The 12,937-nt window shown below is 51.2% G+C and carries 13 protein-coding genes; 1 reads left to right on the top strand and 12 read right to left on the bottom strand.

Going from position 1 to position 12,937, the window contains the following annotated elements:
• Window positions 1–18 precede the first annotated feature (18 nt).
• The 10 genes from atpA to asnC all read right to left on the bottom strand — a co-directional run bounded on the left by atpA (window position 19) and on the right by asnC (window position 8,739).
• Window positions 19–1,560, bottom strand: coding sequence for a F0F1 ATP synthase subunit alpha (gene atpA, locus BZK41_RS16230; RefSeq protein ID WP_003827026.1), 1,542 nt, complete (start codon window positions 1,558–1,560; stop codon window positions 19–21).
• A 12-nt stretch (window positions 1,561–1,572) separates the two neighbouring features.
• Entirely contained in the window at window positions 1,573–2,106 is a 534-nt protein-coding gene (atpH, locus tag BZK41_RS16225) for a F0F1 ATP synthase subunit delta (RefSeq protein ID WP_003827024.1), read from the bottom strand.
• Between the two features lie 14 nt (window positions 2,107–2,120).
• Window positions 2,121–2,591: a F0F1 ATP synthase subunit B gene (atpF, locus tag BZK41_RS16220; protein WP_003827022.1), complete on the bottom strand. Its 471-nt coding sequence runs from the start codon at window positions 2,589–2,591 to the stop codon at window positions 2,121–2,123.
• A gap of 59 nt (window positions 2,592–2,650) precedes the next feature.
• Window positions 2,651–2,890, bottom strand: a complete 240-nt coding sequence (atpE, locus tag BZK41_RS16215; RefSeq protein ID WP_003023794.1) for a F0F1 ATP synthase subunit C — start codon at window positions 2,888–2,890, stop codon at window positions 2,651–2,653.
• 46 nt (window positions 2,891–2,936) lie between these two features.
• Window positions 2,937–3,752 carry a F0F1 ATP synthase subunit A gene (gene atpB, locus BZK41_RS16210; RefSeq protein WP_003023792.1) on the bottom strand — a complete coding sequence of 272 codons (816 nt, stop codon included), beginning with the start codon at window positions 3,750–3,752 and terminating at the stop codon, window positions 2,937–2,939.
• 7 nt (window positions 3,753–3,759) lie between these two features.
• Window positions 3,760–4,140 (bottom strand): F0F1 ATP synthase subunit I, encoded by a 381-nt coding sequence (gene atpI / locus BZK41_RS16205; RefSeq protein ID WP_079938812.1) that lies wholly within the window; start codon window positions 4,138–4,140, stop codon window positions 3,760–3,762.
• 614 nt (window positions 4,141–4,754) lie between these two features.
• Window positions 4,755–5,378 (bottom strand): 16S rRNA (guanine(527)-N(7))-methyltransferase RsmG, encoded by a 624-nt coding sequence (rsmG, locus tag BZK41_RS16200; RefSeq protein WP_079938810.1) that lies wholly within the window; start codon window positions 5,376–5,378, stop codon window positions 4,755–4,757.
• 102 nt (window positions 5,379–5,480) lie between these two features.
• Entirely contained in the window at window positions 5,481–7,370 is a 1,890-nt protein-coding gene (gene mnmG, locus BZK41_RS16195; RefSeq protein WP_079938809.1) for a tRNA uridine-5-carboxymethylaminomethyl(34) synthesis enzyme MnmG, read from the bottom strand.
• Window positions 7,371–7,742: 372 nt separating this feature from the next.
• Window positions 7,743–8,192, bottom strand: coding sequence for an FMN-binding protein MioC (gene mioC / locus BZK41_RS16190; protein WP_003827013.1), 450 nt, complete (start codon window positions 8,190–8,192; stop codon window positions 7,743–7,745).
• 88 nt (window positions 8,193–8,280) lie between these two features.
• A complete protein-coding gene (gene asnC, locus BZK41_RS16185; RefSeq protein ID WP_003023780.1) occupies window positions 8,281–8,739 on the bottom strand; it encodes a transcriptional regulator AsnC in 459 nt (152 codons plus the stop codon).
• 151 nt (window positions 8,740–8,890) lie between these two features.
• Here asnC and asnA point away from each other — a divergent pair, with 151 nt between their 5' ends.
• Window positions 8,891–9,883: an aspartate--ammonia ligase gene (gene asnA / locus BZK41_RS16180; protein ID WP_079938807.1), complete on the top strand. Its 993-nt coding sequence runs from the start codon at window positions 8,891–8,893 to the stop codon at window positions 9,881–9,883.
• A 3-nt stretch (window positions 9,884–9,886) separates the two neighbouring features.
• Here the strand turns inward: asnA and viaA are convergent, their stop codons facing one another.
• On the bottom strand, window positions 9,887–11,338 hold the full coding sequence (viaA, locus tag BZK41_RS16175; protein ID WP_079938806.1) for an ATPase RavA stimulator ViaA: 1,452 nt from the start codon (window positions 11,336–11,338) through the stop codon (window positions 9,887–9,889).
• Entirely contained in the window at window positions 11,332–12,828 is a 1,497-nt protein-coding gene (gene ravA / locus BZK41_RS16170) for an ATPase RavA (RefSeq protein WP_079938804.1), read from the bottom strand. The genes viaA and ravA overlap by 7 nt, the downstream gene beginning before the upstream one ends.
• Window positions 12,829–12,937: the final 109 nt, after the last annotated feature.

Here is a 12,937-nt window from a genome sequence, read left to right as displayed (position 1 = left end):
AAAGCAGACCGCCAGACGTTACCAGGACTGGGTTGCCTTGAAGGAATCGAGGATAGCTTTCAGCTTGCCTTCGATTTCATCGTTATAGCCACCGGACTGGTTGATCTCTTGCATCAGCGGAGCGTGGTCACGGTCAACGTAAGCCAGCAGAGCGGCTTCGAAGCTACCGATTTTCGCCAGTTCCACATCTTCGAGGTAACCGCGTTCAGCCGCAAACAGCACCACACCCTGCTGTGCAACAGACATTGGCGCATACTGTTTCTGCTTCAGCAGTTCAGTTACTTTCTGACCGTGGCTCAGCTGCTTACGCGTAGCTTCATCCAGGTCGGAAGCGAACTGAGAAAACGCTGCCAGTTCACGATACTGTGCCAGAGCGGTACGAATACCACCGGACAGTTTCTTGATGATCTTGGTCTGCGCTGCACCACCTACACGAGATACGGAGATACCCGGGTTAACTGCCGGACGAATACCGGAGTTAAACAGGTTGGTTTCCAGGAAGATCTGACCATCGGTAATGGAAATTACGTTGGTCGGAACGAACGCAGAAACGTCACCCGCCTGGGTTTCGATAATCGGCAGAGCGGTCAGGGAGCCGGTTTTACCTTTAACTTCACCATTGGTGAACTTCTCAACGTATTCCGCGTTTACGCGGGATGCGCGTTCCAGCAGACGGGAGTGGAGGTAAAATACGTCGCCCGGGAATGCTTCACGTCCTGGCGGACGACGCAGCAGCAGGGAAACCTGACGGTAAGCAACGGCCTGTTTAGACAGGTCATCGTAAACGATCAGTGCATCTTCACCGCGGTCACGGAAGTATTCGCCCATCGCGCAACCGGCATATGGCGCCAGGTATTGCAGTGCAGCAGATTCAGACGCGGTCGCCACAACAACGATGGTGTTGGACAGTGCGCCGTGTTCTTCCAGTTTACGAACCACGTTAGAAATGGTGGACGCTTTCTGGCCGATAGCCACGTACACACATTTGATGCCGGAATCACGCTGGTTGATGATGGCATCGATTGCCATCGCAGTTTTACCTGTCTGACGGTCACCGATGATCAGCTCACGCTGGCCACGACCGATTGGGATCATGGCATCAACAGATTTATAACCGGTCTGTACTGGCTGGTCGACGGACTGACGTTCGATTACGCCTGGTGCGATAACTTCGATTGGCGAGAAGCCATCGTTATCAACCGGACCTTTACCGTCAATCGGGGAACCCAGAGTGTTCACCACACGACCCAGCAGGCCACGGCCAACCGGAACTTCCAGAATACGACCCGTACACTTAACCTTCATGCCTTCGGCGAGGTCAGCGTATGGACCCATCACAACTGCACCTACGGAGTCGCGCTCCAGGTTCAGTGCGATAGCGTAACGGTTACCCGGCAGGGAAATCATCTCACCCTGCATACAATCGGCCAGGCCGTGAATGCGGATAACACCGTCACTTACAGAAACAATAGTACCTTCGTTATGAGCTTCGCTCACAACACTGAACTGAGCAATGCGCTGCTTGATCAGTTCGCTGATTTCGGTGGAATTCAGTTGCATGCTCCAGTCCCCTTAAGACTGCAAGACGTCTGCAAGGCGCTCAAGACGGCCGCGTACGCTGCCATCAATGACCATATCACCCGCTCGGATGATTACGCCTGCCATTACAGACTTATCGATTTTGCAATTCAGCTTAACTTTGCGTGACAGACGTTTTTCCATCGCAGCACTAATCTTCGTAAGCTGTTCATCACTCAGTGCATTGGCAGAAGTGACTTCTACCTCAGAGATAGCCTCACTGGCTGCACGCAGGTGAATAAACTGCTCAAGAACATCCGGGAGCGCATTCAGACGGTTATTTTCAGCCATAACCCTAATCAGGTTTTGGCCGCTTTCGTCCAGCTGCTCACCGCACACGGCGATAAACGACTCAGCGAGCGTTTCCGGCGCCAGCGCGCCAGAGAGAAGCTCTGCCATTTGTTCGTTTTTTGTCACCTCAGCGGCGAACGTCAACATATCCTGCCAACGGTCAATGCTTTGGTGCTCAACGGCAAAGTCAAAAGCTGCTTTGGCGTAGGGGCGAGCTACCGTAATAAATTCAGACATCAGCCCCTCCCTCCTTACAGTTCAGCGACAAGTTTGTCCACGATGTCGCTATTAGCAGCTTCATCCACGGAACGTTCGATGATCTTCTCGGCGCCAGCAACAGCCAGGATAGCAACTTGCTTACGCAGCTCTTCGCGAGCACGTTTACGCTCGGCGTCAATTTCCGCCTGCGCCTGTGCCACGATTTTAGTACGTTCCTGCTCTGCTTCAGTTTTAGCTTCGTCCAGGATCTGAGCGCGGCGTTTGTTCGCCTGCTCGATGATTACCTGAGCTTCCGCCTTCGCTTTTTTCAGCTGGTCGGTCGCGCTGGCCTTTGCAAGGTCAAGATCCTTATGTGCTCGTTCTGCAGAAGCAAGGCCGTCAGCAATTTCTTTTTGACGTTTTTCGATGGCAGCCATTAAAGGCGGCCATACGTACTTCATGCAGAACAGAACGAACAGGACAAACGCGATGGCCTGGCCGAGGATTGTTGCGTTAAGATTCACAGCACAATGCCTCTATCTAGTTAACGTTCTGATATTGCTCTTAATTCAAGCAACGCTTACTACGCGACAGCAAACATCACGTACAGACCCAGACCTACAGCGATCATTGGGATTGCATCCACCAGACCCATAACGATAAAGAACTGAGTACGCAGCAGAGGAATCAGATCCGGTTGACGCGCTGCGCCTTCCAGGAATTTACCCCCGAGGATGCCGATACCGATCGCAGCACCGATTGCCGCCAGACCCATCATCACAGCGGCAGCAATGTACAGCAGATCCATATTCAGGTTTTCCATGACAGTCTCCAGTTTGTTTCAGTTAAAACGTAGTAGTGTTGGTAAATTAATGCTCTTCAGATGCCATCGACAGATAGACAATCGTCAGAACCATAAATATGAAGGCTTGCAGCGTGATAATCAGTATGTGGAAAATGGCCCAAGGCACATTCAGGATCCACTGTGACCACCACGGCAACAGACCAGCAATCAGAATGAAAATCAGCTCACCGGCATACATGTTGCCGAACAGTCGCAGACCAAGAGAGATTGGTTTGGACAGCAGGCTTACCCCTTCAAGGATTAAGTTGACAGGGATGAACGCCCAGTGATTGAACGGCTGCAGCGTCAACTCTTTCGCGAAGCCACCGATGCCTTTCATTTTGATGCTGTAGAACAGAATGAGGATAAATACGCCCAGCGCCATCGACAGGGTGATGTTCACGTCAGCAGACGGAACCACACGCAGAGCCGGTAGGCCAAAGATATGCTCACCGATGTACGGCAGCAGGTCGATAGGCAGCAAATCCATCAAGTTCATCAGGAATACCCAGACGAAAATCGTCAGGGCCAGCGGAGCAATCAGCTTGCTTTTGCCATGGTACATGTCTTTCACGCTGCCATGCACAAAGCCGATTACCAGCTCAATCGCGGTCTGAAATTTACCTGGTACGCCGCTGGTCGCCTTTTTGGCTACGCTACGGAACATAAGCAGGAACAACAGACCCAGAACCACCGAGAAGAAAATGGAGTCAATATTGAGCGTCCAGAAGGTGGCTGGGGGGTTGTGCGGATCCACCAGCGAGAATGTACGTAGGTCCAACTGAAGGTTATTCAGATGGTGTCCTATGTAATCCTGCGGCGTCATATTTTCTGAAGCCATGATGCCTTTACCCTTTGTTGTTAATTACAGCCGGCGCCAGTATCTGAACCACCAGCACCAAAACCCACGTAACGATCAGCGGCATGAATACCGCTTTCAAAACAGCCAACGCCACCACCAACAACACCAGCATCGCTAAGACCTTAAAGGCTTCGCCGAAAACGAACGACCAGGCTACTCGGCCCTTCGCTGGTGTATGTACCTGGTGACGCCAGGCAAATATCATAAACAACACATTCGGCAGTAGCACTGCCAATCCTCCACACAACGCGGAGATGCCCCAGAAAGGGTCTTTGAGGCTAAACAGCAATCCACTTGCCATTACTACCAGAAGCTGTGTGAGCAAAAGCTTACGAGCAACGTTTCGACTCAAGAGCGACATAGACATCACGTTTTTACTCCTGCTCCCTTCGAGGTATGCCGCGTGTCGTATAAAACGTTCTTTATGGCTTAGAGTCAAGCATCAAAAAGCGGACAAATTATACGGTGCGCCTTCGTGATTTCAAACAATAAGTAGCTAAAAAGTGAATAAATGTTTAAATATTTTTCGCTGCCCCACATTTATTACTTTTAGGCAAACTGTGAACGATCATGCAAAACTGCAAATGCCGCGAAAACACTGGCGTCAAAGCGTGCACCAGATCACATATTGAACATATTCACCTTCGCATAATTTATTTACGTGGCAAATGATGCCTTTTCATCTTTTTGATATTTAAGCGTAAAAATAGCCACTATTTCAAAAACAACGCCTAACAACAAAAAAACCGCTCATTGACATTTATAATAAAAAATTAACAAGAGCGGTGATTCTTACGTTCTATTTTTAGCAGACTGATATTTTCACAGCTGACTTGTTTCGCTTTTAACAAAAAACGGGACGTTATAGTTATGATGCAAAACCGTAAGGCACTGGTGAAATGTAACGACATTTAACCACACTATTCCTTATGACTTTTAACACCTGAGCACCCGTTTTTTCTCTATTTTTTTTGATGAAAATTAAATTTTGTTTGGCTTAATAACCACCAGATGACGTTCGCCATCCAGTTGCGGAACGCGTAATTTTTCGACGGACTCAACGCTGAATTCTGCTGGCAGCGAGTCAATTTCATCTGCAGGCAACTGCCCTTTTAGCGCATAAAAACGCCCATCCTGGCCCGGCAAATGATGACACCAGCTCACCATATCATTGAGTGACGCAAAAGCGCGGCTAATCACCCCATCAAACGGCGGTTCTGAAGGAAATTCTTCAACGCGGCTTTGTACTGGAGTGATGTTAGTAAGCGCAAGCTCATGCTGCACCTGACGCAAGAAACGAACACGTTTTCCCAGACTATCCAACAGTGTGAAATGCGCTTCTGGGCGTACGATAGAGAGCGGAATTCCCGGCAGGCCGGGTCCCGTACCTACATCGATAAAACGCTCACCCTTCAGATACGGTGCAACGACAATGCTGTCCAGAATATGGCGCACCAGCATTTCGTTGGGATCCCGCACCGACGTCAGGTTGTACGCTTTGTTCCATTTGTGCAGCATATCGACATACGCAATCAGCTGATTTTTCTGGTGATCGGTAAGAGAAATACCGGCATCAGCCAGCAGACGAGAGAGTTTGTTGAGCACGGTCGTTACCTGTTAATAATCAAATGCCCGATGCGCTTTCGCTTATCGGGCCTATAAATTTGTACGGCGGGCAAGCGAAGCGCCCCCGCCAAAATAGTGTTATCAAGCGCTGCGGCGCAGCATACCTTGTTTTTTCAGCCATACCAGCAGAATGGAGATGGCGGCAGGCGTTATGCCGGAAATACGCGATGCCTGACCGATCGAGACGGGTTTGTGATCGTTCAGCTTAGCGATAACTTCATTCGACAAGCCAGAGACCTGACGATAATCCAGCGTTGCAGGCAACAAGGTGTTTTCATTGCGCTGTTGTCTTTCAATTTCTTCCAGCTGACGGGCGATATACCCTTCGTATTTCACCTGAATCTCAACCTGTTCCGCGGCCTGAGCATCGTCAAGCGCGGGTGCGAACGCAGATAAAGAGGTCAACTGAGCATAGGTCATATCCGGGCGACGCAGCAGATCTTCACCGCTCGCTTCACGTGACAGAGGTGTCGCCAGGTGAGCATTCACTTCTGCTGCGGACTCCGCTAACGGATTCACCCAGGTTGATTTAAGACGTTGGCGTTCCTGCTCGATGCGCTCCAGCTTCTCGTTGAAGCGAGCCCAGCGCTCATCGTCCACCAGACCCAGTTCACGACCAATTTCGGTCAGACGCAGATCGGCGTTATCTTCGCGCAGCATCAAGCGGTATTCAGCGCGAGATGTGAACATACGGTACGGTTCTTTGGTGCCCAGCGTACACAGGTCGTCCACCAACACGCCAAGATAAGCCTGATCGCGACGCGGCGCCCAGCCGTCTTTCTCAGCAGACAAGCGTGCAGCGTTCAGACCTGCCAGCATGCCTTGCGCGGCGGCTTCTTCATAACCGGTTGTACCGTTAATCTGGCCCGCAAAGAACAGACCCTGGATGAATTTGCTTTCCAGAGTGGGTTTCAGGTCGCGCGGATCGAAGAAATCATACTCAATCGCGTAGCCAGGGCGGACGATTCTGGCATTTTCCATCCCTTGCATGGAGCGGACAATTTGCATCTGCACATCGAACGGCAGGCTGGTGGAGATGCCATTCGGGTAAATTTCGTTAGACGTCAGTCCTTCCGGTTCGAGGAAGATCTGATGCTGGTTACGATCGGCAAAGCGCATCACTTTGTCTTCGATCGACGGGCAGTAGCGTGGACCGATACCTTCGATCACGCCAGCATACATCGGACTACGATCGAGGTTATTGCGGATCACGTCATGGGTTCTTTCATTGGTATGCGTGATGTAACACGGCATCTGGCGCGGATGTTGAGAAGCATCGCCCAGGAATGAGAAGACCGGCATCGGGTTATCGCTGTTTTGCTGGCCGAGCACGCTGAAATCAATCGTGCGCGCATCGATACGCGGCGGTGTACCCGTTTTCAGGCGGCTGACGCGCAGCGGCAGTTCACGCAGACGGCGTGACAGCGGGATGGACGGCGGATCGCCAGCACGGCCACCGCTGTAGTTGTCCAGACCAATATGAATTTTGCCGTCGAGGAAAGTCCCCACGGTTAATACGACCGCTTTAGCACGGAACTTCAGTCCCATTTGGGTCACTGCGCCCACGACACGATCGTTTTCAACAATCAGATCTTCAACCGCTTGTTGGAAGATCATCAGATTGGGTTGATTCTCCAGTGCGGTGCGTACCGCCTGACGATAGAGCACACGATCGGCCTGAGCTCGGGTAGCGCGAACGGCTGGCCCTTTGCTTGCGTTTAGTATCCTAAACTGGATACCCGCATGGTCGATCGCTTTTGCCATTAACCCACCAAGCGCATCCACTTCTTTTACCAGGTGTCCCTTCCCAATACCGCCGATTGCCGGGTTGCAGCTCATCTGCCCCAGAGTGTCGATATTGTGTGTCAAAAGCAGAGTCTGTTGACCCATTCGCGCCGCGGCCATTGCGGCCTCGGTGCCTGCATGACCCCCGCCAATGATGATGACGTCAAAAGGATCCTGATAAAACATGGTAATTGCCTCGCATAACGCGGTGTGAAAATGGATTGAAGCCCGGGCCGTGGATTCTACTCAACTTTAGTCGATGGAGAAAGACCTGGGATCCTGGGTATTAAAAAGAAGATCTTTTTATTTAGAGATCTGTTTTATTGTGATCTCTTATTAGGATCGCACCTTTCTGTGGATAAGGACGATCCTTTAAGTAAGATCAACAGGTTGCTGAGGATCATTAGCTGTGAATGATCGGTGATCCTGGTCCGTATAAGCTGGGATCAGAATGAAGGGTTATACACAACTCAAAAACTGAACAATAGTTGTTCTTGGGATAACTACCGGTTGATCCAAGCTTTTAACCAGAGTTATCCACATAAAAAAGTACGATCTTTACAAATCTCTGAGCAACGGATGCCACGATCCCAGCCAAATTTCAGCCGGATCTTCCGGAATTTCATGTTCCAGCACGTTGATCCTGAGCGTTTCGCCGATCTGTTTTGCCCCACAGGCCTTCAATTCGGCTTCAAGCTTGTCGATTGCGCCGCAAAAGGTGTCATATTCACGACTACCGATCCCGATTGCACCAAAGCGCACTTGTGACAGGTCCGGCTTTTGCTCGCGTAACGCATCATATAAAGGTTGCAGATTGTCAGGAATGTCTCCCGCACCGTGCGTGGAGCTGATAATCAGCCAGATCCCGTCAGTCGGAACCTCTTCAAGCATTGGCCCATGCAGTATTTCGCTGGAAAAACCGGCGTCGTCCAGCTTTTCAGCCAGATGCTCTGCTACATATTCCGCACTGCCAAGCGTACTACCGCTGATAAGAGTGATGTCTGCCATGATCGCCCACCTTTATAAAGAGGGCGTATTGTACGCTGTGAGCGAGCTGGGATCTACCTGTGGAAAAATAGGGGATTAAAAAACCCGATCATGGCTTGATGGTACGCATGATCGGGTTTTGCAGGACGATCAGAGTTTCCGTGGACTGAATTTCGTCAATTGTTTGGATCTTGTTGATAAGTACCTGCTGCAATGCGTCGATCGACTTGCACATCACCTTAATAAAGATGCTGTAGTGTCCGGTGGTGTAATACGCTTCGGTCACTTCATCGAGGCTTTCCAGTCTGGCCAGCGCTGACGGATAGTCTTTCGCACTTTTCAGGATGATGCCGATAAAGCAGCCGACGTCATAACCCAATTGTTTGGGACTAACATCAATCCGCGCACCGGTAATAATCCCGGCCTGCTTCATCTTTTCTACGCGAACGTGAATTGTTCCTGGGCTGACGCCGAACTGTTTGGCTAATTCTGCGTAGGCGGTACGAGCATTTTCCATTAAGGCGTCAAGAATGCCGCGGTCCAGATTGTCGATCTGATAATTTTCCATAGGTTTTTCTTATGTAGATTAATGATTCCCTCTATTTTAGACGTAATTTTTAACGAATCAAAATCGAAGTCGGCTTTTTGTTTGTTGATTATTGAATATTACCTCCATTCTGTTGCTTAATCATAGGCAACAGGACACAGGAGTACACATAATGAAAACCGCTTACATTGCCAAACAACGTCAAATTAGCTTCGTAAAATCTCATTTTTCTCGCCAGCTGGAAGAGCGTTTAGGCCTGATCGAAGTTCAGGCTCCGATCCTCAGCCGCGTTGGAGATGGCACGCAGGATAACTTGTCGGGTTGTGAAAAAGCGGTGCAGGTGAAGGTTAAAGCATTGCCAGACTCTCAATTCGAAGTGGTTCATTCACTGGCGAAGTGGAAGCGTCAAACGTTAGGACAACACGACTTTAGCGCAGGCGAGGGGCTGTACACGCACATGAAAGCCCTGCGTCCCGATGAAGATCGCCTCTCCCCGCTGCACTCAGTGTACGTTGACCAGTGGGACTGGGAGCGCGTGATGGGCGACGGTGAGCGTCAATTCTCCACTCTGAAAAGCACGGTAGAGGCTATCTGGGCGGGAATTAAGGCCACTGAAGCTGCGGTTAGCAAAGAGTTTGGTCTGGCACCGTTCCTGCCAGAGCAGATCCACTTTGTTCATAGCCAGGAGCTGTTAACTCGTTATCCGGATCTTGATGCAAAAGGTCGTGAACGTGCGATCGCTAAAGAGCTGGGCGCGGTATTCCTGGTGGGAATCGGCGGTAAGCTCAGTGACGGTCACCGTCATGACGTACGTGCGCCGGATTATGATGACTGGAGTTCAGCGTCCGAGCTGGGTCACGCCGGTCTGAACGGGGATATTCTGGTCTGGAACCCGGTACTGGAAGATGCGTTTGAGCTGTCTTCTATGGGGATCCGTGTGGATGCTGACGCCCTGAAACACCAGCTGTCTTTGACCGGTGATGAAGATCGCCTGAGTCTGGAGTGGCACCAGGCGCTGCTGCGTGGTGAAATGCCGCAGACAATTGGTGGCGGGATTGGGCAGTCGCGTCTGACCATGCTGTTGCTGCAATTACCGCACATTGGTCAGGTTCAGTGTGGCGTATGGCCGGCCCAGGTACGTGAAAGCGTCGCCTCTCTGCTGTAATAATTAACGCCGCCAGCGTCTGAGCAGGCGGCTTCGCATCCCGGTATCAAAGCGCCAGATATGATCGAAAATGCGCATGATGCCGGGTTTGCCATGTGCTGACATCGCCACCGCGTGAAAACGGTGCTGGTGCACCCGCTGTAATTCCCCCACTTTGCTGACGACTTCATCGGGCAATCGCTGAGCGATAAAATCTGAGATCACCACCGCATCGGCATCAAACCATTCCCGACCCTGCATGCGTTCAATAATGGCGCGAAAACAGCTGGCAATATCAGTGCCGCCACGAAAGCGCTGACTTAAAAAACGAATTGCCTGTTCAATACCCTCCGGGCCGGACAGCTCATAGCGCACCACTTCTGTTGAAAACAGCATAATGAAACAGCGCCGGTTATCGGCAAGAGCGACGCGCATTAACGCCAGACAAAAGGCTTTCGCACACTGCTCATTAAACCCGCCCATCGATCCCGAGGTATCGACGCAGACGATAAAAGGCCCACGCGGCTGCTCGTCAAAATCCTGATGCACCACCGGACGTTCCGTTACTTTCTCACGCCATGCTTCGCCGTGCAGGCGGTAGGTCAACAGTTGCTTTTCCACCAGCCGTCGGTAGAACTCGTATTCCAGTTCGGTAATGCCCAACGTGGCCAGTTCTGGCGGTAACAGGCGCAGGATATCGTCACTTTGCTGGATGCCATCCACCTGCTCCGGGACGGTTGCCGGTTCGCGCACCAGCGTACGGAAGGTTTCCATTGGCGCATCTTTACGCGGCACGGATTTCGCTTCTCTGGAACGACCTAACTGCTCGGCCAGGCGCTGGAGTTCGGGTTGTTGCGTCAGGAATTCGCCATACTTCACCATCAACTGATAATCACCGCGCTTGATTTGGCCCGCGCTCATATCCCACAACCGGCCTGCGGCGTTGTCATTTTCCGCCAGTACAGGTTCCAGTTGCCCGCTAAGGGTCATCCGTTCCTGTACTTCACTGAGCAAATGTTCGCGCTCTTCTTCCAGAAGTTGCTGATTAAGCGTTGTGGTTTGCACCACCAGGCTCAGGCGCCAGCGCTGGAGAAAAAGCGTATGTAGGGCGGGCGTAAAGGTGCTGTTGTCATTGACCAGTTGCTGCGCTTGCCCAGCCCAGGGCGAATGGAGTCGATGCAATAGCGATAATATTTGCGGTAGTTGAACGATAAACTGCGCATGAGAGAGAAGCTGGCTTTGTTGATAACAAATGACCTCTTCTGCCAACTCTGGCGGCACATGGGTATCTTTGAGGCGGCTACGCAAAGATTCACGCCAGCGCGGTATATCTTCAGCGATCGCTTTTTTGAGGCGCGGGAATTTTTTAAAAAAGACCACCATCTTTGGAGAAGCCAGCAGGGCGACGATCATCTCTTCGATCATCGCCTCTTCGCTGACTGCCAGCATGATGTTGAGTGTATCAAGGGTCAGCATTGTTGCGCCTGGCGGATTTGCGCCCCGACATCCTGAAGGCTGGCTTCAATACGGCCTAACCAGTCGCTATGAATAAACAGGCATTTTTGCTGTTCGCTAAATGCGCTGTGCTGCTGATGCCACTCGTTATCGAGCGCTTCAAGCTCCTGTTTTATCTCTGCGGGCATACTCTCTTGCGAAGTACCCGGCAGCGCCAGGCGAGAACCTTGTAAACTGACATCGCGCACAACCAGATGCTGTGCGCTATCGACTTCCATATTCAGTGTTTGGGCAAAGCCGATCCCGTTTAATTTTCCGCGGATTTCACCGCCTTTTGTTAGCCAAAGTTCCAGCGCACTGCGTTCGAAGGCAATATGGATAACTTCCATATCATGCAGCTTTAAAGGCTTTTGTAGCAGTAATGTCACGACTGAAGACGTAGCTTCTGGCGGTAAATCATAATGAGGGCGGCGACTGAACATTCCGCCCTGACGGATTACCGTGAACGCCGTTTTGTCGCTTTGTTGCTGCTGGAGTTGAATGCGGCGCTGCACAATGCTGCCCAGGCGCGTCAGCATGGCTTGCTGCTGCCAGGCGTGTCCGGTCATCAATATTTCCAGCTGCTGTTGCATCAGATTCAGGCTTTGCGCGTCATACCACAGGCAATCTTTCAGCAGGATCAGGTCGATAGGTACTACGGCATCACGTCCGCTAAAGAAAGCGCTGGCCTGGAGTAAGCGGATCGCTTTTTTCCAGCGACGATCGGACACATAAGGAGCATTCGGTAACACGTCCAACTGCTGGCGCAGCGTGAAAATGAGCTCAAACACGCGATCGGGAAGCTTGATCGCACCAATGTCCTTTTGCCACTGGTTATACTCTTCATCCGTCACCTGCAATGATGGTGGGACCGGATTATCACTTTCATCCTGCTGACTTAGCAGCATGGAGCGGAAATTGGCCTTGTCCTGAACTTTATCCAACCACAGACGAATCAGCATACGGTCGTAGAGCGCTTCCAGGCTGCTGTCTGCTTCAGGCAGTTCGTTGGAAGCAGCCACCAGCAGACGCATCGGGATTTTCTCTTCATGCGCGCCGTTGCGGAAGTGACGTTCGTTGATGGCAGTCAACAGGGTGTTAAGAATTGCCGGGCCTGCTTTCCAGATTTCATCGAGAAAAACGATTTCAGCTTCAGGAAGATAGCCCGCCGTTAAGCGTTCATAGCGACCTTCGTCTTTAAGGGCTTGAATAGACAACGGGCCGAAAACCTCTTCCGGCGTAGAGAAGCGCGTCATCAGGTATTCAAAAGCGCGTGCATTTTGGAAGGCAAACTTCAGTCGGCGGGCTATTAAGCTTTTTGCGATCCCCGGGGGGCCTAATAAGAAAACACTCTCGCCGCTGAGCGCAGCCAGCAGACACAGACGAATGGCGTGGCTACGTTCATAAAGTCCCTTTTCCAGCGCATTGCTCAGACGGGAAATTCTTTCCGCTAATAAATGTGGGTGAGCCATAATGAAGTGGCGTCCTTTCGCCAAATGTACTGCATAAACTGCGAGTATAGATGCTTCACACCATTGCAGTAATAGACTGAAGGTGCGCTTATTTTTCTTTGAGCCAGAT

This window comes from Citrobacter sp. A316 (assembly GCF_002042945.1).
GTDB lineage: Bacteria > Pseudomonadota > Gammaproteobacteria > Enterobacterales > Enterobacteriaceae > Citrobacter > Citrobacter portucalensis.
The sequence above is the reverse complement of the archived record's forward strand: the minus strand, read 5'-3'. Positions and strand labels throughout refer to the sequence as shown.

What these genes read in the sequence shown, in the direction of transcription:
- atpA (WP_003827026.1), bottom strand. Translation starts at nt 1,560, where the DNA reads ATGCAACTGAATTCCACCGAAATCAGCGAACTGATCAAGCAGCGCATT.
- atpH (WP_003827024.1), bottom strand. Translation starts at nt 2,106, where the DNA reads ATGTCTGAATTTATTACGGTAGCTCGCCCCTACGCCAAAGCAGCTTTT.
- atpE (WP_003023794.1), bottom strand. Translation starts at nt 2,890, where the DNA reads ATGGAAAACCTGAATATGGATCTGCTGTACATTGCTGCCGCTGTGATG.
- atpB (WP_003023792.1), bottom strand. Translation starts at nt 3,752, where the DNA reads ATGGCTTCAGAAAATATGACGCCGCAGGATTACATAGGACACCATCTG.
- atpI (WP_079938812.1), bottom strand. Translation starts at nt 4,140, where the DNA reads ATGTCTATGTCGCTCTTGAGTCGAAACGTTGCTCGTAAGCTTTTGCTC.
- mnmG (WP_079938809.1), bottom strand. Translation starts at nt 7,370, where the DNA reads ATGTTTTATCAGGATCCTTTTGACGTCATCATCATTGGCGGGGGTCAT.
- mioC (WP_003827013.1), bottom strand. Translation starts at nt 8,192, where the DNA reads ATGGCAGACATCACTCTTATCAGCGGTAGTACGCTTGGCAGTGCGGAA.
- asnC (WP_003023780.1), bottom strand. Translation starts at nt 8,739, where the DNA reads ATGGAAAATTATCAGATCGACAATCTGGACCGCGGCATTCTTGACGCC.
- asnA (WP_079938807.1), top strand. Translation starts at nt 8,891, where the DNA reads ATGAAAACCGCTTACATTGCCAAACAACGTCAAATTAGCTTCGTAAAA.
- viaA (WP_079938806.1), bottom strand. Translation starts at nt 11,338, where the DNA reads ATGCTGACCCTTGATACACTCAACATCATGCTGGCAGTCAGCGAAGAG.
- ravA (WP_079938804.1), bottom strand. Translation starts at nt 12,828, where the DNA reads ATGGCTCACCCACATTTATTAGCGGAAAGAATTTCCCGTCTGAGCAAT.